This window comes from Streptomyces sp. NBC_01288, assembly GCF_035982055.1.
Classification (GTDB): domain Bacteria; phylum Actinomycetota; class Actinomycetes; order Streptomycetales; family Streptomycetaceae; genus Streptomyces.
Map to the genome: position 1 here is coordinate 9,444,106 of NZ_CP108427.1, position 22,275 is coordinate 9,466,380.

The window sequence follows — 22,275 nt, forward strand, 5'->3', positions numbered from 1 at the left end:
ACGGCCAAGTAATCCAGCAACACCACTGCCTGTCAAGAGGTGGAACGCATGCCCCAGACCAGCTCCGAGCTGCCCGACTTCTTCTCCCGCCATCGCGCCCTGCTGGAACAGGCGGTCGCCGCGACCGCCACCCGCGACCACTGGACGCCGTACCCGGAGTCGCCCAGCAAGTCGGTCTACGGCGAGGACGCGGCCAAGATCGGCGAAGCCGCCTTCGAGGAGCGGCTCGGCGGCCATTTCGAACTGGCGGGGCATCCCGGCGACGGGCGCGTCTCAGCCGCCGAGACCTCCCCGTACGGCTTCGACCTGGGCATCTCCTACCCCCACGTCGCGCCGGACGAGGCGGTGGCCGCCGCGCTGGCGGCGACCGGGCCCTGGCGCGACGCGGGCCCCGACACCCGCGCCGGTGTGGCCGCCGAGATCCTGGCCCGGCTGAACGCGGCGAGCTTCGAGATCGCGCACGCCGTGCAGCACACCACCGGGCAGGCCTTCGTCATGGCGTTCCAGGCGGGCGGCCCGCACGCCCAGGACCGCGGTCTTGAGGCCGTCGCGTACGCCTGGGCCGAGCAGAAGCGCCACCCGGCCGCAGCCCGCTGGAGCAAGCCGCAGCGCAAGGGCGGCCCGCAGGTCCTGGACAAGAAGTTCACCCCGGTCGGCCGCGGGGTCTCGCTGCTCATCGCCTGCAACACCTTCCCGACCTGGAACGGCTACCCGGGCCTGTTCGCCAGCCTCGTCACCGGCAACCCGGTCGTGGTCAAGCCGCACCCGGGCGCCGTCCTGCCCCTCGCGGTCACCGTGCGGATCGCCCGCGAGGTCCTGGCCGAGGCGGGCTTCGACCCGAACCTCGTGATCCTCGCCGCCGAGGAGCCCGGGGGCCGTAGCGCCGCCGTCCTCGCGCTCCACCCCGACGTCCGGATCATCGACTTCACCGGCTCCACGGAGTTCGGCGACTGGCTGGAGACCAACGCCCGCCAGGCCCTCGTGTACACCGAGAAGGCCGGGCTCAACACCGTCGTCCTCGACTCCACCGACGACTACCGCGGCCTGCTCGGCAACCTCGCCTTCTCGCTGGCCCTCTACAGCGGCCAGATGTGCACCAGCCCGCAGAACCTCCTGATCCCGCGCGACGGCATCACCACCGACCAAGGCCCGCGCAGCGCCGACGAGTTCGCCACCGACCTCGGCGCGGCCCTCGACAAACTGCTCGGCGACCCCGCCCGCGCCGCCGGCACCCTCGGCGCGATCGTCAACGACGGCGTGCGGGACCGTTTGGAACAGGCCGCGACGGTCGGTCGTACGGTGCGGGCCTCTTCGCCCGTCGAACACTCCGAGCACCCGAAGGCCGTCGTCCGTACGCCACTGATCGCACGCCTCGACGCCGAGGACGACCGGGAGACGTACACCCGGGAATGGTTCGGGCCGGTGTCGTTCGTCATCGGCACCGACTCCACCGGGCACAGTCTGCGGATCCTGCGCGAGACCGTGCGGGCGCACGGCGCGCTGACCGCGGCTGTCCACTCCACCAGCGAAGTGGTCCTGGACGCAGCCGAGTTGGCCGCCCTCGACGCCGGCGTGCACCTCTCCGAGAACCTCACCGGCGGCGTCTTCGTCAACCAGTCCGCCGCGTTCAGCGACTTCCACGGCAGCGCCGCCAACCCGGCCGCCAGCGCCACCCTGTCCGACCCCGCGTTCGTCACCGGCCGCTTCGCGACCTTGCAGTCGCGTCGGCCCGCCCCCGCCGAGGAGACCACCGATGCCTGAGCTGTCCTCCGACGAGGTCTATCTGATCGACGGGGCCCGCACCCCGCAGGGCCGCTACGGCGGCGCCCTGGCCTCCGTACGACCCGACGACCTCGCGGCACTGGTCGTCGGCGAGGCGGTCCGGCGCGCCGGAATCCCGGCCGAGGAGGTGGACGAGGTGATCCTCGGCGCCGCCAACCAGGCCGGCGAGGACAACCGTGACGTGGCGCGGATGGCCGTCCTGCTGGCCGGGTTGCCGCACACCGTGCCCGGTTACACCGTCAACCGGCTCTGCGCCTCCGGCCTGACCGCCGTGGCCTCCGCCGCCCAGGCGATCCGCGCCGGAGAGGCGGACCTCGTCGTCGCGGGCGGGGTGGAGTCGATGACCCGCGCCCCCTGGGTGATGGCCAAGCCCGGCACCCCGTGGGCCAAGCCGGGAGAGGTGCACGACACCTCGCTCGGCTGGCGCTTCACCAACCCGCGCTTCGCCGCCCAGCAGACCCTGACGATGGGGGAGACGGCCGAGGAGGTCGCCGCGCTCGACGGGATCACCCGCGCCGAGTCCGACGCGTTCGCGCTGCGCAGCCATCAACGGGCCGTCGCCGCCCAGGAGTCGGGCCGCTTCGACCGGGAGATCGTGCCGGTCGCGGTGAAGGACGGGGAGGTGACCCGCGACGAGGGCCCGCGACCCGGCACCACGCTGGAGAAGCTCGGCTCCCTGCGCACCATCTTCCGCGAGGGTGGCATCGTCACCGCCGGTTCCTCCTCACCCCTGTCCGACGGCGCCGCCGCCCTGGTGGTCGCGAGCGGGGCTGCTGTCCGACGCCACGGGCTCACTCCCCGGGCGCGGATCGTCACGTCGGCCTCGGCCGGGGTGCAGCCCCACATCATGGGGCTCGGCCCGGTCCCGGCGACCGAGAAGGCCCTCGACCGCGCGGGTTGGGAGACCGGTGACCTGGACGCCGTAGAACTGAACGAGGCATTCGCCGCCCAAGCTCTCGCGGTCACGCGCCGCCTCAAGTTGGACGAGGAGAAGGTCAACGCCGACGGCGGAGCGATCGCCCTCGGCCATCCCCTCGGGTGCTCGGGCGCCCGCATCCTGCTCACCCTGCTGGGCAGGTTGGAGCGCGAGAACGGCAGCCGGGGCCTGGCCACGCTGTGCGTCGGTGTCGGGCAGGGCGTGGCGATGCTCGTGGAGCGGGTATGAGCGCCGACGACTACAAGACGCTGCTCGTCGAGGAGCGCGAGGACCGGCTCGTCGTCACCCTGCACCGCCCCGAATCCCGCAACGCCATCAGCGGCCAGATGATCCGCGAACTGCACGCCGTCTGCGACCAGTTGGAGCAGAACCCCAAGCTGCTCCTGCTCACCGGACACGGCGGGGTCTTCGCGGGCGGCGCCGACATCTCGGAACTGCTGGCACGCGGGCGGGACGAAGCCCTCCAGGGCATCAACAGCCGGCTCTTCGAGCGCGTACGTCGGCTGCCGATGCCGACCCTCGCCGCGGTGGACGGCTGGGCGCTGGGCGGCGGCGCCGAACTGTCGTACGCCTGCGACCTCCGTATCGCCGGACCGGACGCCGTCTTCGGCAACCCCGAGCCCGGACTCGGCATCCTCGCCGCCGCCGGTGCCTGCTGGCGGTTGCCCGAACTGGTCGGCGAGTCCGTCGCCAAGCAGGTGCTGCTCGCCGGACGGAATCTCGACGCGGCGGCGGCGCTGGCGGCCGGGCTGGTGATCGACGTCGTACCGGCGGAGAAGTTGCTGGACGAGGCGCACGCGCTGCTGGACCGCATGGCCCGTTCGTCGGCTACGGCCCTGAGGCTCACCAAGCTCGTGGTCGACTCGCCCGGCGCCCACCCGGTCGCCGATGACCTCGCGCAGGCCGTGCTCTTCGAGGGGCAGGACAAGAAGGACCGTATGACTCGCTTCTTGAACAAAAGAGGCTTGGAGCAGAGGAGTAGTCGAGCATGAGCCCAACATCCCACTCCGCGCCCGCAGTTGTCGGTGTGATCGGCGGCGGCCGGATGGGTGCCGGGATCGCGCAGTCCTTCGCGGCCGCCGGTTCGTCCGTGACCGTCGTGGAGAGCGGCGAGGCCGCCTCGGCCGCCGCGCTGGACCGGGTCGCCACCGGGCTGAAGAGGGCCGCCGAGCGGGGCCTGCTCAGCGAGCCCGCCGAGCAGGTACTCGCTCGCGTCACCATGGCGGGATCGGTGGAAGGGCTGCCCGCCGACGCCGATCTGGTCGTCGAGGCCGTCCCCGAGGACGCCGGGCTCAAGGCTGGCGTGCTCGCGGCCGCCGAGCGGGCGGTGGGCGAGACGACCGTGCTGGCCACCAACACCAGCTCTCTGTCCGTCACCGAACTCGCCGCTGTGCTCACCCGGCCTGGCCGCTTCCTCGGCATGCACTTCTTCAACCCGGTGCCTGCATCGGCGCTCGTAGAGATCGTCGTCGCGCCGCACACCGAGGCGGCTGTCGTCAGCGCCGCCCTCGACTGGACGCACGCCCTCGGTAAGAAGGACGTCACCGTCAAGGACTCGCCCGGCTTCGCCAGCAGTCGCCTGGGACTCGCGCTCGGTCTGGAGGCGATCCGGATGGTCGAGGAGGGCGTCGCCGAGCCGGAGGCGATCGACGACGCGATGAGCCTCGGCTACAAACACCCCATGGGACCGCTGCGCCTCACCGACCTGGTCGGTCTCGACGTACGTCTGGCCATCGCCGAGTACCTGCACTCCACCCTCGGCGAGCGCTTCGCCCCGCCGCAGCTGCTTCGCGACAAGGTTGCCCGCGGTGAGCTGGGACGCAAGACGGGACAGGGGTTCTACGAGTGGAAGTGAGCGAATCGGCGGACGGCGTCGGCTATCGCCTGGACGCCGGTGTCGCCACCATCGAGCTGCGCCGGTCCGCGCTCGACGCTCCGCTCCGGGGTGAGTTGCTGGCCGCCGTACGACAGGTGGGCAGCGATGGGACGGCGGTCCGTGCCGTGCTGCTCACCGCGCGGGGCAAGCACTTCTGCGTGGGGCAGGACCTCAAGGAGCACGCTCGGGCGTTGGAGAACGGGCCCGAGTCGGCCTTCGCCTGTGTGCGGGACGAGTACAACCCCCTGGTGGAGGCGCTGCACGCGCTGACCCAGCCGGTGGTCGTGGCCGTCGAGGGCGCGTGTGTCGGGGCCGGGCTCGGGCTGGCGCTCTGCGCGGATGTGCGGGTCGCGGCGGAGGGGGCACGGTTCGCTGCCGCGTTCACCGGGATCGGGCTGGCCGCCGACAGCGGGCTGAGCGGCTCGCTGGCGCAGGCGGTGGGTCCGTCGCGGGCCGCCGCGCTGATGCTGCTCGGGGATCGTTTCGGCGCGGAGGACGCGCTGCGGTGGGGGCTGGTGCACCGGGTCGTACCGGACGGTGGCGCTACGGCGGAGGGGCTGGCCCTGGCCACGCGGCTGGCCGCCGGGCCCACTGTCGCGTACGCGGAGGTCAAGGCGCTGCTGCGGGACGCGCCCGGCGCGGGTCTCGCCGCCGTGCTGGAGCGGGAGGCGGCGGCGCAGGAGCGGCTCGGCGCGACGCGGGACCACCGGGCCGCCGTAGAGGCGTTTCTGGCGCGGGCGGAGCCGTCGTTCGAGGGCCGGTGAGAGGGCTGGTGACCAGGCATTCACGCGGCAGGTCTTGCCTCGCCGGGGGAAACCCATCAGACTAGGTACCGAACGAATGGTCGGTAGGGAAGTTGGTGTGTCGATGACCAGCACAGGCACGGAGGCGTCAGCCGCCGGCTGGGACGAAGCGCGGCTCTCGGAGCAGTTCGATGCCACGATCGCGAAGGACCAGCGGATCGAGCCCCGCGACTGGATGCCCGACGGCTATCGCAGGACCCTGATCCGGCAGATCGCGCAGCACGCGCACTCCGAGATCATCGGGATGCAGCCGGAGGGCGACTGGATCACCCGCGCGCCCTCCCTGCGCCGCAAGGCGATCCTCTTCGCGAAGGTGCAGGACGAGGCCGGACACGGACTGTATCTCTACTCGGCCGCCGAGACCCTGGGCGCGGACCGCGCGGAGCTGACCGAGGCGCTGATCGAGGGCCGGCAGAAGTACTCGTCGATCTTCAACTACCCGACGCCGACCTTCGCCGACGTCGGTGTGATCGGCTGGTTCGTGGACGGCGCGGCCATCTGCAACCAGGTGCCGTTGTGCCGCTGTTCGTACGGGCCGTATGCGCGGGCCATGGTGCGGGTGTGCAAGGAGGAGTCCTTCCACCAGCGTCAGGGCTATGAGCTGCTGTTGACCATGATGCGCGGCACGGACGGTCAGCGGGCCATGGTCCAGGACGCCGTGGACCGTTGGTGGTGGCCGTCGCTGATGATGTTCGGCCCGCCCGACGACGACTCGCCCAACTCGGCGCGCTCCATGGCCTGGAAGATCAAGCGGCACAGCAACGACGAACTGCGTCAGCGCTTCGTCGATATGACGGTGCCGCAGGCGGAGAAGCTCGGAGTCACCCTGCCCGACCCGGAGTTGAGCTGGAACGAGGAGCGCGGTCACCATGACTTCGGCACCCCGGACTGGTCCGAGTTGCAGCGCGTGATCAGCGGCGACGGACCGTGCAACGCCGAGCGGGTCTCCCGCCGCCGCGCCGCCCACGAGGAGGGCGCCTGGGTCCGGGAGGCGGCCACGGCCCACGCGGCCAAGCAGGCGGCTCGTACACAGGAATCCGTCCGTACGCAGAAAACCGAAGGAGCGGCCGCATGACGCAGGACTGGCCCCTGTACGAGGTGTTCGTCCGGGGCAAGCGCGGCCTGAACCACGTCCACGTCGGCTCGCTGCACGCCGCCGACGACGCCATGGCGCTCACCCACGCCCGCGACCTGTACACGCGGCGCAACGAGGGCGTGTCCATCTGGGTGGTGCGCTCGGAGCACATCGCCGCCTCGACCCGCGACGAGAAGGACCCGTTCTTCGCGCCGAGCGCCGACAAGGTCTACCGCCACCCGACGTTCTACGACATCCCCGAAGACGTCCCCCACATCTAGGAGCAGGGAATGAGTGACGACCACGTCTATCTGTCCCTGGCCGAGGGGCACGACGACAGCGACGCCCGCTGGGCCTTCGGCACCGGTTTCGAGGACCCGCTGCACGGCGTCGACGAGACCGTGCCGGAGGGGACGGACTCCGCTCAACTGGCCGCGTTCTGCCTGGCACTTGGCGACGACGCGCTGGTGAGTGCCCAGCGGCTGGCCCAATGGTGCACCGCCGCCCCCGAGTTGGAGGAGGAGGTGGCCCTGGCCAACATCGGGCTCGACCTGCTCGGCCAGACCCGCCTGCTCTACGCGCGTGCCGGTCAGGTCGACGGCTCCGGGCGCGACGAGGACGCGTATGCCTACTTCCGCGACGCGGACGCCTTCCGCAACGTACGGCTGGCCGAACTCCCCAACGGAGACTTCGCGTTCTCCATCACCAGGCTGCTGGTGCTGTCCTCCTGGCGGCTGGCCCTCTTCGAGCGGCTCGCCACCACGACATCGGACCCGGTGCTCGCCGCCATCGCCGCCAAGGGCGTCAAGGAACTCGCGTACCACCGCCAGTACGCCGCCGAGTGGGTCGTCCGGCTGGGCGACGGCACGGAGGAGTCGCAGCGGCGGATGCGCGACGCGTTCGCCGGCATCGCCCCGTACGTGGACGAACTCTTCGCGGGGGACGGCGAGTTGAGGACCGAGTTGCTGGCCGTACTCCGCCAGGTCACCGACGCCGCCGGCCTCGTGCTCCCCGAGGCGACGCAGGTCCCCGGCCACGGCCGCGACGGCGACCACACCGACCACCTGGCCCCGCTGCTGGCCGAACTCCAGAGCGTGGCCCGCGCCCACCCGGAGGCGACATGGTGACCACCCTGCTCGACGCACGGCGCGCCCGGAACGTCGCCGCGCAGGTGACCGACCCCGAGATGCCCATGCTCACGCTCGCCGACCTCGGCGTACTGCGCGAGGTCGAGGTGACCGAGGACGGCACGGTCGTCGCGAGCCTGACACCCACCTACTCCGGTTGCCCGGCGATGGCCGAGATGCGCGCCGAGGTGGCCGCGCGGCTGCGGGACGCCGGGTACGCGCGCGTGGAGATCCGCACGGTTCTCAACCCGCCCTGGACCACCGACTGGATCACGCCGGTCGGCCGCCGCAAGCTGGCCGAACACGGCATCGCCCCACCGGGCGCCGCCCCCCGCGGCCCGATCAAGCTCACCCTGTCACCGACCCGCCGCACGGTGCCCTGCCCCCGCTGCGGGGCGACGGACACGGAGGAGACCTCGCACTTCGCCGCGACCTCCTGCAAAGCCCTGTGGCGGTGCCGCGCCTGCCGCGAGCCGTTCGAGTACGTCAAGGAGATCTGATGGCGAGCCCCCAACGCCTGCTCGCGGAAAGGACGGTGGACCAGTGACCGCCCCGGCCCCCACCACCCCCGCCCGCCCGGCGCGTCGGCGCCCGGCCTTTCATGCTCTGCGGGTCGCCGCCGTCGAGTCGCTGTGCGAGGACGCCGCCGCCATCAGTTTCGAGATCCCCGGGGACCTCGCCGAGGAGTTCGCGTACCGGCCCGGTCAGTCGCTCACGTTGCGGCGTGAGGTCGAGGGACGGGACGAGCGGCGCTCGTACTCCATCTGCTCCCCGGCGGGCGCGCGGCCCCGGATCGGCGTGCGGGTCGTCCCCGGCGGCCTGTTCTCGTCCTGGCTGGTCAACGACGTACGGCCCGGCGACACCGTCGAGGTGATGGCCCCCACCGGTGCCTTCACCCCCGACCTGACCAGCCCCGGCCACCACGTCCTGATCGCCGCCGGCTCCGGCATCACCCCGATGCTGTCCATCGCGGAATCCGTCCTCGCCGCCGACACCCGCTCCCGCGTCACGCTCTTCTACGGCAACCGGCGCAGCGACACCGTGATGTTCGCCGACGACCTGGCCGATCTGAAGGACCTGTACCCCGGCCGTTTCCAGCTGGCGCACATCCTGTCCCGCGAACCGCGTGAGGCGGAGATCCTCTCCGGCCGACTCGACGCCGACCGGCTCAGCACGCTCGTCGACGCCCTCGTGGACGTGGAGACCGCCGATCACTGGTGGCTGTGCGGCCCGCACGGCATGGTCCGCGACGCCCAGCAGGTCCTCGCCGGACTCGGCGTCCCCGTCGAACGCGTCCACCAGGAGCTGTTCTACGCCGACGACGAGCCCGTGCGGACCAACGAGCACATCGACAAGGCCTACGACGGCCCCGTCAGCCAGGTGAGCATCACGCTCGACGGCCGCACCACCAACTCCGCCCTGCACAAGGACATTTCGATCCTCGACGGCGCCCAGAAGACCCGCCCCGACCTGCCCTTCGCCTGCAAGGGCGGAGTCTGCGGCACCTGCCGCGCGCTGGTCACCGACGGCACGGCGGACATGCGGCGCAACTACGCCCTCGAACCCGCCGAGGTCGACGCCGGTTACGTCCTCACCTGCCAGACCTTCCCCGTGTCCGACACCCTCGCCGTCGACTACGACAGCTGAGGCCTGCCATGACACTTCACTTCGAAGTCGCTGACGGCGTCGGCACGATCCGCCTCGACCGGCCGCCGATGAACGCCCTGGACGCCGCCACCCAGGACGGCCTGCGCGCACTCGCCGAGGAGGCTTCGCGTCGCGACGATGTGCGGGCCGTGGTGGTCTACGGCGGGGAGAAGGTGTTCGCGGCGGGTGCGGACATCAAGGAGATGCAGCGGATGGACCATGCGGCGATGGTCGTACGGTCGCGGGCGTTGCAGGAGTCGTTCACGGCGGTGGCCCGCATTCCGAAGCCGGTGGTCGCGGCGATCACGGGCTATGCGCTGGGCGGGGGGTGCGAGTTGGCGTTGTGCGCCGACTTCCGTATCGCCGCCGACAACGCGAAGTTGGGGCAGCCGGAGATTCTGCTCGGGTTGATTCCGGGGGCGGGTGGCACGCAGCGGCTTGCGCGGCTGATCGGTCCCTCGAAGGCGAAGGACCTGATCTTCACGGGGCGGATGGTCAAGGCCGATGAGGCGCTCGCACTCGGGCTCGTCGATCGACTCGCCCCCGCCGCCGACGTGTACACCGAGGCGCACGCGTGGGCGGCGAAGCTCGCGCAGGGACCGGCGATCGCACTCCGCGCCGCGAAGGAAGCGATCGACACCGGGTTGGAGACGGATATCGAGACCGGGCTGGCCGTTGAACGGACTTGGTTCGCGGGGCTGTTCGCGACCGAGGACCGTGAGCGCGGGATGCGGAGCTTCGTCGAAGAGGGCCCCGGCAAAGCCAAGTTCAGGTGAGACGAAGTTCAGGTGAAGCGAAGGTCAGGTGAGACGAAGCGCGGGCCGGGAGCGATTCCCGGCCCGCGCTTCACATCAGTCGTGCGTCAGGCTTCGTGAGTCAGCCTTCGTGGATCAGCCGAGCAGCTTCGTCGCCAGGGTCGCCGCGTTGTACGAGCCCCAGCCGGTGGTGAAGTCCCAGCCCGTGGCGGCGGAGTACGCGCCGTTGCTGCCACTGGTGATGTCGTGGAAGCCGGTGCCGCTCGCCGTGTAGAGCGCGGGGTTGGCGAAGCCGAGGTTGGCCTTGCCGGACGCCGCGGCCTGCTGGTTGTAGAGCGCGCCGAAGGCCGCCCACTCGGGCGCGGCGGCGCTGGTGCCGCCGACCGAGGTCCAGGTGCCCTGCGAGTAGATCGAGACACCGGGGCTCGGGTTGGCGTGCGCCGAGACGTCCGGGACCTGGCGGTAGCCGCCACCGGCGCTCTTCTGGACGGCGGTCTGCCAGCTCGGGATCTTGAAGACGGAGGACTTGCCGCCGCCACCGCCGGACCAGGCCACCTCCTTGCTGAACGCGTTGGCGGAGGTGACGGTCAGCTTGGTGCCGCCGACGCCGGTGACGTACGGGTCGGAGGCCGGGTAGTCGACCGTGGTCGTGCCGTCGCCCGCGTCGTCCGAACCGTCGTCACCCGACGCGGCGTAGAAGCCGAGGCCCTCGGCCGCGCCCGCCTTGAACACGGCGTCCACGGCGTTGATGTTGGAGGTGGTGCGCTGGCTCTCGGACGCGCCCCAGCTGATCGAGGTGGTCGGGATGCCGCTGTCGACGATGGCCTGGTAGGTGTCGACCTCGCCGGCGTCGGAGTTGGGGCCCTCGAAGACGGTGACGTTCGCCTTCGGGGCGATGGCGTGCAGGACCTCGATGTCCAGCTCGACCTCGACCTGTCCGTCACCGAGCGCGCCGGAACCGCCGTCCACCTTCGAGACGGTCGGAGTGGGGGAGCCCAGGCTGTAGTTGGTGTCGTACTTGGTGATGTTGGACTGCGCGAAGCCGTCGAACTCCAGCAGCGCGATCTTCTGGCCGCTGCCGGTGTACGTACCGGAGACGTTGTAGCCGCCCTTGAGCTGCGCCGGGGTGTAGCCGCCGCCGGGACCGTTGCGCGGGGCGACGGTGTCGGTGGCCTGGTGGTGCAGCTGGGCGCGGTTGTTGAGGCCGGTGACGTCGCTGACCAGGCCGGCGATGCCGGTCGGCAGGGTCGGCGCGGTCTCGTTGGCGTAGAACGCGCGGCCCGACTTGGCGTCCTTCCACGTCGACAGCTTGGTGCCGAACGCCTTCTCCAACTGGGCAGCCGTGCCGCTGGCATCGACCAGCAGGTTCCCCGAGTGGACCTTGCCGACGGTGAGACCCTGGGCGCGCAGGTACTCCTTGACCTGCTTCACCTCGGCGTCGGTCCTGCCGAACCGGGCCGCGAACTGAGCCTTCGTCAGATAGTGGCCGTAGGAACTCGACCGCGGATTACTGACGTTCGAGATGAAGGTGTCGAGGCCCTTGTTGTTTCTCGGGGTCAGGCTGATGGCCACGGATATGTGTTTGGCGGCGGAGACGGCGCCGGTGCGGGCCGCGTCGTGGTTCAGGCCCTTGAGGACATCTCCCGCGATGGCGGCGCGAGTTGTGTGCGGCTGGGCGGCGGCGTAGGCGCTGGGGACGGCGGCGGCGAGCAGTGCCGGTACGGCGACCAGACCGACCAGTTTCAGTCGTGACGTCACTGAGGTCCTCCGAGGAGTGGGGGGTTGCTGTCCCGGAAGCGGAACGGCTTCACCGTAGGAACATCGACCCCACCCGCATAAGCGGGGGAACCCTTGCGTTGTGTGTTAACTGCGGATGTCACGTGAACCGCGGATGACAGGTCAGCGGCGGTTGTCGAGCGTCCGGGAGGTACGGACCCGGCCGGGCTGACTGATCGTCACCGCCGGTGTCGTGAGCTGCTGTTGGTCGTCGTCGCCGACGCTCACGGTGGCCGCGCCGGACGCGATGACGGCGACCGCCATGGCGTGGGCGAGCGCGGTGCGCGAGCGGACCCCGACCTTGCGGTAGACCCGCGACAGGGTGCCCTCGACCGTCTTCACGCTGATGAACAGCTCCGCGGCGACCTCCCGGTTGGTGGCCCCGCCGCCGACCAGTTCGGCCACCCGCGCCTCCGTGGGCGTGAGTTCGGGACGGCCCTCACCGTCCCGGTCACCCGCCTCCAGCCGGGCCAACTCGTCCCCGGCCCGCGCCGCCAGCGGAACGGCACCGATCCGCGTCGCCGTCTCCCACGCCTCGCCGAGCGCGGTCCGTGCCGCGTTCCGGTGCCGGGCCCGGCGCTCGACCGCACCGAGCGCGATCAGCGTGCGCACCAGGTCCACGGGCAACGGGACTTGACGCAACAGGTCCACGGCGGCCCGCAGTCGCACCGCCCCTTCCTTCGCCCGGCCGAGCCCCGCCTCGCGCAGCCCCTCCGCCCGTTCCAGCGCCGCCAGTACGCTGCCGGGCGCGTCGGCGGACACCCGCTTCCGGGCCTCGTCGATCACTGCCCCGGCCGCGTCCGTCTCGCCCAGCACGACCAGGGCCTCGGCCAGGTCGCTGTACCAGTGCAGCAGGGGCGGATCGGCGGCGGACATGGCCGCGCCGAGTTCCTTGACGCGTTGCAGCGCCTCGACCGCGGCGGCGGCCCCACGCGGGTCACCGGCGAGCAACTCGGCCTGCCCCAGCACCGCCAACGCGCGTAGCAGGAACAGCCGGTCGCCGTCCGCCTCCGAGGCCCGCACCGCCTGCCCGGCGAGCCGCCGCGCCTCGTCGGCGGTCCCGCCCGCGGTCGCCGCGAGCGCCGCCGCGTAGAGCGCCGGAGCGGCCTGTACGCCGGTCTCGGCCACGGCACGTGTGCAGCGGGCGGCGGTGTCCAGGGCCTCCCGGCAGTGCCCGGCGCGTACTTGGATACGGGTGAGCGCGACCAGGGTCGCCATGACCTCCTCGACCCCGGCGAACTCCCCGATCTCCGCGAGGAGTTCGGTGACCCGCTCCCGGGCCTCGGTGACCTTGTCGGAGTCCAGGGCGAGGATCGCCCGCATCCGGATCAGCCCCCAGCTCTCCGGTCCCGCGCCGGCGCCGCCGGCCAGCGCGAGCGCCTCCTCCAACGCGACGTCGGCGGCGACCGGTTCGCCGCCCAGCGAACGCACCCGGGCGAGCGTGGCGAGCGCCCCGATCCGGGTCTCCGTGTCACCGACCAGGGCCGCCTGCCGGGCCGCCTGCCGGGCATGCCGGGCCGCGTCCTCCAACTCCCCGCACAGCAGGCCCCGTACGGCGGCCCAATGGTGCAACCACGCCTCGGCCTCAGGATTGCCGTCGGCGTCCCGGAGCCCCTCCTCGATCAGGGCATGCGCCCCCTTCAACGCCTGCCCGGCGTTGCGCAGCAGGACCAGCCGTGCCCGCACCCGCTGCCGTGCGGAGCCCGACCCGGCGAGCACGGTCTCGGCCGCCTGCCCCGCTTCCTCCAACTGCCCGGCGTCACAGGCGTATTCGGCCGCCGCCAACAGCCGGTCGGCACGCTCCACCGGACGGTCGCCGGGAGTGCGCAGGGCCGCTAGCCCCGCCAACTCGAAGGCGGCGTCGGGCGCGCCGTCCCGACGGGCGTACTCGGCCGCGTACATCAGCGTGCGGGCGGTGGCCTCGTCCTCGTACGGGTGGGCGAGCGCCAAGTGCCGTGCCTGCTCCACGGGTTCGGTGATCGGGCGGGCCAGCAGCGCGTGCGCCTCCCGGCGGTCGTGCTCCGGAGCATCGGCGTACACGGCGGCCCGGATCAGCGGATGCCGGAAGCGTACGGTCCCCTCGGCATCGGCCGTCGCGACCCCGAGCCGCTCCGCCTCCGCGAGGTCGGCGGCGGGGTCGTGGAGTCCGGCCGCGCGCAGCAGCGTGAGTGTGGGGCGGGCGGCGGCGCTCGCGACGAGGAGGGTGCGGCGCACGGAATCGGGCAGCGTGCGCACCTGTTCCAGGAGCAGGGTGCGCAGGCGTCGGGGTACGGGAAGTGTCCGGCCGAGACCGACGGCCGCTCCGTCGCGCGGGGCCGCCCGCCCCAATTCTCGTGCGTACCAAGGGTTTCCGGCGGCGGTGTCCTGGACGGCCCGCAGCACCGCCGGTGGTAGGTCGGTGGGGAGGAGTTGTGTCACCTCGTCGTCCGTCAGGGGTGGCACGGGCAGTTCGAGGGTGCCGGGCGGGCAGCAGTGCGGCCGCTCGGGCTGCTCGCCCTCGGCCACCCGCTCGGCGCCGATCACCTGTACGTCGAGGCCCTCGACACGTCGTACGGCGAAGGCGAGCACCTCGGCGGTCGGTTCGTCGAGCCACTGGAGACCGTCGAGGACCAGCAGCACGGGGCCGGTCGCGGCGAGGGTGCGCAGCACGTCGAGAACGGCGACGCGGATCGCGAGCCGGTCCCGGTCGCCGTCCGGTGTCTCGCCGCGCAACAGGGCTGCCCGCAAGGCCACTTGGGGCTCAGGCGCCAAGGCCGCCAGGCAGCTTTCCGGCACCCGTGCGAACAGGTCGACGAGACCCGCGAACGGGAGCCGGGTGTCCTCCTCGGCGGGGGAGCAGTGCAACACCGCTCCGAGCGGCTGGACTTGAGCGGCCGAGGTCGCCACCAGGGCGGCCACCTGCACGGACTTGCCGATCCCCGCGGGGCCGTGGAGAAGCACTCCGTGACGGTTCGTCAACTCGGCCCGGGCGGTGTCGAGCAGCTCGCGGCGCCCGGTCAATGACCGTACTTCCATGGTGAGTCCAGGGACGGGTCGCGTCGGGGCCCCGGATATTTCGGCATGTGTTCATGACAACCGGTACGGAATCGGCTTGTCAATGACGGTCGGTGTGTCGCCGGTCGACGAAGGAGCTGCGGCCGTGATCCGGTGGTTCACCTCGCTGATCGTTTGGCGCACAATCTCTATACAGATCCCAGCAGTGACGTATTTCCTGCGCATGAAGTCGCCAAATATGCGCGAACCAGCAGTCCGGCCGTACAAAAGCCTGGTCAGCGGATGTCGCGAAGAAGTGGGAGAGAACGATGACTGATCACGGAGCGGATCTGGTGATCCGGGCGAACGCGATCCACACACGGGTGCCCGGCCAGGCGCCGCAGCGGGCGCTGGCCGTGCGGGGCGACCGCGTCGTGGCCCTCTCGCCCGACCCGAACGGACTCGACCACCTCCTGAGCGAGCGCACGACAGTCCACGACCTGCCGGGCGCCACCGTGCTGCCCACGTTCGACGACACGCACACCCACCTCATCTACGCGGCACTCGGCGCGCACGACGTGCCCGTCCACCAGGCCCACGACATCCCCGAGTTCCTGGACCTGATCCGGCAACGGGCGAAGGTGACCCCCGAGGGCGAGTGGATCCGCACCACCACCAACTGGCAGGAACTCAACCTCGCCGAGCGCCGGATGCCCACCGCCGCCGAACTCGACCAGGCCACCGACCGGCACCCCGTCCTCGTCAAGCGCGGCGGCCACAACGACATCGTCAACAGCTACGCGCTGCGCCTGGCGGGCATCACCGAGGACACCCCCGTACCGCCGGGCGGCGTCATCGGCCGCGACGCCGAGGGTCGGCTCAACGGGCGGCTGGTGGACAACGCGCTGGGCCTGGTGGACCGCCTGGTCCCGGCGCCGGACCGTGCCCAGCGCATCGACGGGCTGCGCCTGGCGTCCGCGCAGTACGCCGCCACCGGAATCGGTACCGTCCGGGACTGCGCGGTCACCCCCGAGGACTACGCCGTCCTCCTGGCCGCCCACGAGGCCGGCGCCCTCAACATCCGTGTCCGCGCCCTGATTTCGGCGCTCGGCATGACCAGCGCGGCCCAGGTGGAGGACCTGCTCGACGTCATGGAGGACTGGCGTGACGGCTCCGACCCGTGGCTGCGGGTGTGGGGCGTGAAGTTCGGGCTCGACGGCGGCCTCGAAGCCGGCGCCACCGAGGAGCCGTACGCCTGCGACCACGCCTTCTCCGGGACGCTGATCTGGGAGCCCGACGCCATGGTCGAGGCCGTCGAGGCCGTGGTCCGGCGCGGCTGGCGCGTCGGCACCCACGCCTACGGCGACCGCGCGGTCCGCACCCTCCTCGACGTCTACGCGCGCGTCCTCGCCCGCAACCCCGGCCTGCCCGCCGGCACGCTGGTGATGGAGCACGGCGGTCTCGCCGGTCCCGAACAGCGGGCCCGCGCCGTCGAGTTGGGCATCCCCGTCACCATCCAGCAGCCCCTGCTGCACGACACCGCCGAGGTGGAGGAGGGCTTCTGGGGTCCGGAACGCGTCGCCCGGCTCTTCCCGGCCCGCGGCTGGATCGACCTGGGCGCCGAGGTCAGCGCCGGATCGGACTTCCCCGTCGGCCAGTTCGGCGCGATGCGCTCCGTCTACGGCATGACCACCCGCCAGACCGTCGTCGGCGTCAAGGGCCCCGAGCACGCCATCACCTACGACGAGGCGCTCACCCTGCACACCGTCAACGCGGCCCGCCTGTGCGGCGATCAGGATCTGCGCGGCACCCTCGCCCCGGGTCGCCTCGCCGACCTCACCGTCTGGGACCGGGACCCCGCCGACTGCCCGAGCGACGCCCTGCGCGACCTGAACCCGCTCCACACGATCGTCGGCGGACGTCTCGTCACCCGGTAGGGAGACCGCAGGACCGGAAACGACAAGAGACAACCGAATCGACAAGAGACGACTGGAAGCGACCAGGAACGACTGCGAACACATGACTCGCCCGGCGCGCAGCGGCACGGCGTCCGGGCGAGCAAACGTTTTGTCAGGCGGCCGGCATCGTCCGGATCGCCGCGATGTCGAACTGGAGCCGCACCTTCTCGCTCACCATCGCACCGCCCTCGGCCAGCCGGGAGTTGTAGGTCAGACCCCAGTCGGAACGGTCGATGGTGGTGGTGCCGTCGAAGCCGACGCGCTCGACGGCGAACGGGTCGGTGACATGGCCGATATAGGTGAGTTCCAGGACGACGGGCCGGGTGACGTCCTTGATGGTGAGATCGCCGAGCATGCGGTAGACATCGTTGCCCGCCATTTGCACCGCGGTACTGGCGAAGCGCATCCGCGGGAAGGTCGCGGTGTCCAGGAAGTCACGGCCGACCAAGTGGGCGTCGCGTTGTTCCACGCCGGTGTCGACGCTTCCGGTGGACACCACGATCTCGGCTTGCGAACGGGCGGGGTTGCGGCCGTCGAAGTAGAGCCGGCTTTTGTATTCGGCGAAAGACCCGCGCACGGTCGTCACCATCGCGTGCCGGACGGAGAAGCCGATCCGGCTGTGCGCGGGGTCGATCATCCACTCGCCGGTCAGCTCCGCCAGGGCGGGATCGGGCAGGCCGGAGGAGGTGAACGCCGGTGGGGCGGCGGGGCGTTTCGGGGCGGCGGGGGGTGCCGAGCGGCGGAGGGGCGCAGCACGGTTGAACAGGTTCATGTGTCACGTAGTTACTGCACGCCTGAAATCGCCGCAAGCCTTCGCTGTGAGGCGCCGACAGCGCGAATCGGCACTGACACGGTTAAATACCGCCACCTCGCGGGCCGTTACCACATTTCCCACACATATTCGTCACCTGAAAAACAGCGCATGCCAATTCGGCGCACTGTTCGGCACGCCGCTGTTCAGCGCACCGGGAATCCGAACGAATAACCCTGCTGCTTCAGCCACGGCAGGATCTCGCGCAGCGCGGCCACGGTCTCGGAGCGGTCGCCGCCGGCGTCGTGGAACAGGATCGTCGGCCCATTGGACAGTTCGGACTTGACGGTGGCGATGATGGCGTCCGTGCCCGGGAGTTCGAAGTCCTTGGAGTCGACGTTCCAGCCCAGCGGGCGCATCCCCTGCGAGGCGGCGAGGTGCCGGCTGTACGGCGTGAAGGCGCCGCCCGGCGCGCGGTAGTACTCCGGTCGTACGCCCCCCGACGCCTTGGTGATCATGCTCGCGGCGTTCAGGATCTCCTGTGACTGGTAGGCCTCGGACTTCTTGTCCATCGTGGTGTCGTGCGAGACCGTGTGGTCGCACAGCCGGTGCCCGGCCGCCACGACCGCCTTGACCAGGTCGGGGTGGGCCTCGGCCTCGGGGCCGATCATGCAGAACGTGGCCTTCACCCCGTACTCCTTGAGCACGTGGAGCACCTGCGGTGTCCAGGTCGGGTCCGGCCCGTCGTCGATCGTGATGTTGACGGCGTGGGCGCCCTTGTCGGAGGCGTGCACGATCTCCTCGGACACGGTGGTGATCCGGGCGGGACCCGAACTCCCGGCGGAGGGACGCGAGGCCCCGGCACCCTGCCTGTCGACGACACCGGCCTGCGCGGTCCACACCGACGTCGCCGCCGCCACCGCGGTCACCCCGACCGCCGCCGCGAGGACCCGCCCGTACCAACCCCGCCCACCGTGCCGTGCCATGTCAGCCCTGCCCTTGTCCTGTTTGATCGACTCCGTGCACTCGTCAGGACGGCGTAAAGGCGGGGGAGGATGCGCCTGTTACGGATCACGGACAATTTCGCGGGAGTTCCGAGACGCACCCTCAACGAGCGGACGCCCAGGAGGTTTCGCTACCGCAGCGTGAGACGCCCGCGGAAGTCCTCCGGGACCGGCGCGAAGCGGAGCGCCATCGTGAGCTTCTCGGGGTGGTCGACGGTCAACCGGTACCGGGTGCACAACAGATGGCACAGGCCCATCAGTTGGACGGTCCCGATATTGGCGCCGACGCACTTCTTGGGCGCCCAGCCGAACGGCACATAACAGGTACGGTCGGCCGGACCGTGCGGCGCGCCCGGCAGGAAACGGTCCGGGTCGAAGACGTCCGGCCGCTTCCACACCCGCTCGTCACGGTGGATGAGATGAGGGCTCAGCAGATACCAATCACCGGGCTCCAGCCGGGTCTTGCCGAAGTCGAAGGGGAACTGGTTGCGCCGGACCAGCAGCAGCGGCGGGCTCCACAGCCGCAGCACCTCCTTCACGAACCGGTGCGTCACCGGAGCCGCGTGCGTCGGAGCCGTACGGAACGCCACCGGGTCCACGGCGCCCAGTTCTTCGGCGAGTCGCTCCTGCCACTCGGGATGCCGGACGAACTCGTACAGCAGACTCGCGGCGGCGGTGCCGGGCGGGCCGCCGATCGCGGTGAGGACGGTGGTCACCACGTCCAGCGCGCGGTCCATGCCGAGTTGGGGCAACAGGTCGACGAACGGATCGGCGAGATCCAGCTCGCGCTTCCGCTTCCCGTGCGCGCGCTGTCGCAGCACCCGGCGCACCACGAGCCCGGACCGCAGCTGTACGACGATGAACCGCAGATGATGCCAAATCCCGGCAGGCTCGGGCGAGACGAGCCGCAGCAGCTTCATCTCCAGGTCACGGCGGACCAGTTGGGCCTCGCCGGAGGTGAGACCGGACAGCGCGACCGGCAGCATGGACCGCAGCGCCACGTCCTGGGTGAGCATCACCAGGTCGACGTCCTCGCCGAGCCGCTCGTCGATGATCCGCTCCATGCGGTCGATCAGAGCGCCGTGCTGCTCCGCCGTGGCCAGCGTGTGCAGTTGGGTGAGCCAGGCGGAACGGATTTGGCTCCACCGCACCTCGGGACTGCGCCGCCGCAGCAGCATGTCGATCAGCCGGTCGTGCAGGACGAACCGGCGCCAGTTCGTGGCGCTGACCCGGCGCGCCGCCTCCGGCTCGAACACACCGAGCCGGGTGTCGTCGACCCAGAAGATCCCGTCCTCGGCGGCGCTGCGCGTGCGGATGGAGTGCAGGAAGTCCTCGGGGTGCTGCGGGGTGGTCATGATGAGCGTCCCCTCGTGGGGCGCGGGGAGCCGGCCGCTCGGTGGTTCCCCGCGCCGGGCCGGTCAGATGTGGTGATACAGGTACCAGAACTGTCCGTACGAGCCTCGGATGTTGAGGACGGACTTCGCCTTGAGGTACAGGGCGTGCATGCGCGTTCACCTCCCTCCGGGACAGTCGGTGCGGGCGCTCAGCACCGCGGTGAAACGCGGTGGAGCGAGGGCCGGGCCCACCTGAGGCCCGGCGCCGTCCTGGGTGACCGACAACCGCCAGTCACGGGTGAGGAGTTGGACGAGGTCTTCGAGGAGCCGCATGGTGACGGTCGCCCCGGCGCAGGTGTGCGGCCCGTACCCGAACGGCAGATACGCCGCCTCCGGCACCGTCCCCGCCCAGCGCTCCGGCACGAACTCGTCCGGCCGCTCCCAGTACCCGGGATGCCGGTGCACCAGATAGGTGCAGACGGCGAGGAGGTCGCGCGGGGTCACCTCCGCCCCGCCGAGCGTCTGCGCATGGCTCGGCGTCCGCGCGAACAACCACGCCACCGGCCACAGCCGCAGCGCCTCCCGCACCGTCCAACTCGGTTCCGCGGCAAGGGAGTCGGGGTGAGTGCCGAGCAGATACACCGACCAGCCGAGCGCGAAGCCGACCGAGCCGACGGTGGCGAACAGGAAGGAGAGATAGACCTCGGCGAGGTCCTTCGGGTCCGCCCCGGGTTCGCTCTCGTCCACGACGACGTCCAGCAGGTCGCGTGGATCGGGGCAGCGGGCCAACTCCCGCTGCCGGGCACGTACTTCGGCGTGCAGCACGCTCAACGCCCGCCGCCGGAAGAGCAGTCGGGACGGCGGCGAGTGCCGACGCCGCGCGCCCGCCAAAACCGCTCGGCGCACGATCTGCTCGACGGTGACGTGCAGTTGGGGCGGCGCGTCCCGGTGCAGCAGGACGTCTCGCAGGTGGCGGAGGACGAGCAGGTTCCCGGCGTCGGGCCAGACGGCGCTGGGGGCGAGCATTTCGGCGACCAGACCTGCCAACTCCAAGCGCCGAGCGTCCAGGTGACGGCGTATCAGGGAACGGGCCGAGCGCCCGATCCGGATCTGCGCCGCACGGGGCCCGAAGTCCCCGTGCCGGGTCTTGTAGAAGTCGGAGGCCTCGACGACGGCCGCGTCCCGGTTGCCGAGCACCGCCCGGGCGGACTCCGGCCCGGCCACACACACCGTGCCCATGGCCGAGCGCCACACGTCGTGCCCCTCGTCGAACTCCGCGCTCAGCAGGGCCAACGTGTCGTGGGCGCGGGCGCGGCCTCCGCGGGGAGCGCGGGCGGCCTCGCCGTACCCCTGACGTGTCCCGGACGACTCCATGGCGGCCCCCTTCGAGATCGCGGAAGCGCGGCACCCGTGGTGCGGTACGCGTGACGCCCCGACCGATGGGAACAGCCTGCTGACGGATCGGTGCCGTGTCGCGTGCTGTGCCGGTGAGCGGAACAGCCGGACAGGGCAAGATGCCGCGATGAGTTTCGGTCGGCTCGGGGGTCTGATCCGGTGAGCGCCGTAGTACGTCGTACGACGCTGCCCGGAACGACTCCCAAACGACACACCACGGAGGACCCCATGACGACCACACCCGGCACCGCGAGCAGCGACCTTCCCGGCAAGCCGCCCGTCGTGGACATCGCCACCTGGAACGCGGCGCGCGACGAACTGCTGATCCGCGAGAAGGCGCACACCCGTGAGGGGGACGCGATCGCCGCGGCCCGGCGGCGGCTGCCGATGGTCGAGCTCGACGGGAAGGTCGAGGTCGTCGGCTCCGACGGACCGGTCCCGTTCCTCGACCTGTTCGAGGGGCGCGACGAACTTGTGGTGTACCAGCACATGTGGCACGACCACGCACCCCACCAGGGCCAGTGCGAGGGCTGCACCACCACGGCCTGGCACATGAAGGACGCCGTCTACCTCAACGCCCGGGGCGTCTCGTACGCCGTCCTGACCACGGGCGCGTGGGACGAGGTGGCTCCGTACGTCGAGTTCATGGGCTACACGGAGCCCTGGTACTCGGTACGTGGCCTGGACGCGCCGATCGGCGGCGGAATGGGCCACATCCTCGCCTTCCTGCGCGACGGCGACCGCGTGTTCCTCACCTACTCCACGACAGGCCGCGGCAACGAGCCCGTCAACGGCTCCCTCGCCCTGCTCGACATGACGCCCTACGGCCGCGGCGAGGCCTGGCAGGACAACCCCGAGGGGTACCCGCCCGGCCGCGACGCCTGCTGGTACTGGCGCTCGGACGCCGACGGGAACGCCACCTGGGGCGGGACCAGCCGTCCCGTCCCGCAGTGGATCCGCCCCGGAGCGACCCCCGTGGAGACCCTCGGCCGCCACGGCGACTGCCACTGACGCGCCCACGCCTCCCCTTGACGCCCGTCACCCTCACACCTAGCCTCGACTGAACACGTCTAGACAGGTAG

At 71.3% G+C, this 22,275-nt stretch carries 20 protein-coding genes; 14 read left to right on the plus strand and 6 right to left on the minus strand.

Going from position 1 to position 22,275, the window contains the following annotated elements; all coding sequences use genetic code 11:
* The first annotated feature begins 48 nt into the window (after nt 1–48).
* From paaN to OG194_RS42440, 11 genes are all read left to right on the plus strand, one after another.
* Nucleotides 49–1,761, plus strand: coding sequence for a phenylacetic acid degradation protein PaaN (gene paaN, locus OG194_RS42390; RefSeq protein WP_327406026.1), 1,713 nt, complete (start codon nt 49–51; stop codon nt 1,759–1,761).
* Nucleotides 1,754–2,947, plus strand: coding sequence for a thiolase family protein (locus tag OG194_RS42395; RefSeq protein ID WP_327406027.1), 1,194 nt, complete (start codon nt 1,754–1,756; stop codon nt 2,945–2,947). The genes paaN and OG194_RS42395 overlap by 8 nt, the downstream gene beginning before the upstream one ends.
* Nucleotides 2,944–3,711, plus strand: coding sequence for an enoyl-CoA hydratase/isomerase family protein (locus OG194_RS42400; RefSeq protein WP_327406028.1), 768 nt, complete (start codon nt 2,944–2,946; stop codon nt 3,709–3,711). Before OG194_RS42395 ends, OG194_RS42400 begins: the two co-directional genes overlap by 4 nt.
* Nucleotides 3,708–4,574 (plus strand): 3-hydroxyacyl-CoA dehydrogenase family protein, encoded by an 867-nt coding sequence (locus OG194_RS42405; protein WP_327406029.1) that lies wholly within the window; start codon nt 3,708–3,710, stop codon nt 4,572–4,574. The genes OG194_RS42400 and OG194_RS42405 overlap by 4 nt, the downstream gene beginning before the upstream one ends.
* Nucleotides 4,571–5,359 (plus strand): enoyl-CoA hydratase/isomerase family protein, encoded by a 789-nt coding sequence (locus OG194_RS42410; protein WP_327406030.1) that lies wholly within the window; start codon nt 4,571–4,573, stop codon nt 5,357–5,359. The genes OG194_RS42405 and OG194_RS42410 overlap by 4 nt, the downstream gene beginning before the upstream one ends.
* A 103-nt stretch (nt 5,360–5,462) precedes the next feature.
* Nucleotides 5,463–6,473, plus strand: a complete 1,011-nt coding sequence (gene paaA, locus OG194_RS42415; RefSeq protein WP_327406031.1) for a 1,2-phenylacetyl-CoA epoxidase subunit PaaA — start codon at nt 5,463–5,465, stop codon at nt 6,471–6,473.
* Entirely contained in the window at nt 6,470–6,754 is a 285-nt protein-coding gene (gene paaB / locus OG194_RS42420; RefSeq protein ID WP_033278572.1) for a 1,2-phenylacetyl-CoA epoxidase subunit PaaB, read from the plus strand. The genes paaA and paaB overlap by 4 nt, the downstream gene beginning before the upstream one ends.
* Before the next feature lie 9 nt (nt 6,755–6,763).
* A complete protein-coding gene (paaC, locus tag OG194_RS42425; protein WP_327406032.1) occupies nt 6,764–7,600 on the plus strand; it encodes a 1,2-phenylacetyl-CoA epoxidase subunit PaaC in 837 nt (278 codons plus the stop codon).
* Complete coding sequence (gene paaD / locus OG194_RS42430; RefSeq protein WP_327406033.1) at nt 7,594–8,100, plus strand: 1,2-phenylacetyl-CoA epoxidase subunit PaaD; 507 nt, start codon at nt 7,594–7,596, stop codon at nt 8,098–8,100. Before paaC ends, paaD begins: the two co-directional genes overlap by 7 nt.
* A gap of 43 nt (nt 8,101–8,143) precedes the next feature.
* Nucleotides 8,144–9,247, plus strand: a complete 1,104-nt coding sequence (paaE, locus tag OG194_RS42435; protein ID WP_327406034.1) for a 1,2-phenylacetyl-CoA epoxidase subunit PaaE — start codon at nt 8,144–8,146, stop codon at nt 9,245–9,247.
* Between the two features lie 8 nt (nt 9,248–9,255).
* The gene (locus OG194_RS42440; RefSeq protein WP_327406035.1) at nt 9,256–10,023 is read left to right on the plus strand and encodes an enoyl-CoA hydratase/isomerase family protein; all 768 of its coding nucleotides are present in this window, start codon (nt 9,256–9,258) and stop codon (nt 10,021–10,023) included.
* 114 nt (nt 10,024–10,137) lie between these two features.
* Here the strand turns inward: OG194_RS42440 and OG194_RS42445 are convergent, their stop codons facing one another.
* A complete protein-coding gene (locus tag OG194_RS42445; RefSeq protein WP_327406036.1) occupies nt 10,138–11,760 on the minus strand; it encodes a S53 family peptidase in 1,623 nt (540 codons plus the stop codon).
* Nucleotides 11,761–11,901: 141 nt separating this feature from the next.
* Nucleotides 11,902–14,793, minus strand: coding sequence for a helix-turn-helix transcriptional regulator (locus OG194_RS42450; RefSeq protein ID WP_327406037.1), 2,892 nt, complete (start codon nt 14,791–14,793; stop codon nt 11,902–11,904).
* A gap of 82 nt (nt 14,794–14,875) precedes the next feature.
* Between OG194_RS42450 and OG194_RS42455 the strand changes: the two genes are divergently transcribed.
* Nucleotides 14,876–15,088 carry a hypothetical protein gene (locus tag OG194_RS42455; RefSeq protein WP_327406038.1) on the plus strand — a complete coding sequence of 71 codons (213 nt, stop codon included), beginning with the start codon at nt 14,876–14,878 and terminating at the stop codon, nt 15,086–15,088.
* Complete coding sequence (locus OG194_RS42460) at nt 15,081–16,688, plus strand: amidohydrolase (protein ID WP_327406039.1); 1,608 nt, start codon at nt 15,081–15,083, stop codon at nt 16,686–16,688. The genes OG194_RS42455 and OG194_RS42460 overlap by 8 nt, the downstream gene beginning before the upstream one ends.
* Nucleotides 16,689–16,821: 133 nt before the next feature.
* Here OG194_RS42460 and OG194_RS42465 read toward each other — a convergent pair whose 3' ends face one another.
* The 4 genes from OG194_RS42465 to OG194_RS42480 all read right to left on the minus strand — a co-directional run bounded on the left by OG194_RS42465 (nt 16,822) and on the right by OG194_RS42480 (nt 21,172).
* On the minus strand, nt 16,822–17,481 hold the full coding sequence (locus OG194_RS42465) for a YceI family protein (RefSeq protein WP_327406040.1): 660 nt from the start codon (nt 17,479–17,481) through the stop codon (nt 16,822–16,824).
* A 185-nt stretch (nt 17,482–17,666) separates the two neighbouring features.
* On the minus strand, nt 17,667–18,446 hold the full coding sequence (locus tag OG194_RS42470; protein ID WP_327406041.1) for a polysaccharide deacetylase family protein: 780 nt from the start codon (nt 18,444–18,446) through the stop codon (nt 17,667–17,669).
* A gap of 149 nt (nt 18,447–18,595) precedes the next feature.
* Nucleotides 18,596–19,819 (minus strand): cytochrome P450, encoded by a 1,224-nt coding sequence (locus tag OG194_RS42475; RefSeq protein WP_327406042.1) that lies wholly within the window; start codon nt 19,817–19,819, stop codon nt 18,596–18,598.
* Between the two features lie 156 nt (nt 19,820–19,975).
* Nucleotides 19,976–21,172, minus strand: coding sequence for a cytochrome P450 (locus OG194_RS42480; RefSeq protein ID WP_327406043.1), 1,197 nt, complete (start codon nt 21,170–21,172; stop codon nt 19,976–19,978).
* A gap of 249 nt (nt 21,173–21,421) precedes the next feature.
* On the opposite strand from OG194_RS42480, the gene OG194_RS42485 reads away from it, so the two are divergent.
* Nucleotides 21,422–22,204 carry a DUF899 family protein gene (locus OG194_RS42485; protein WP_327406044.1) on the plus strand — a complete coding sequence of 261 codons (783 nt, stop codon included), beginning with the start codon at nt 21,422–21,424 and terminating at the stop codon, nt 22,202–22,204.
* Nucleotides 22,205–22,275 lie beyond the last annotated feature (71 nt).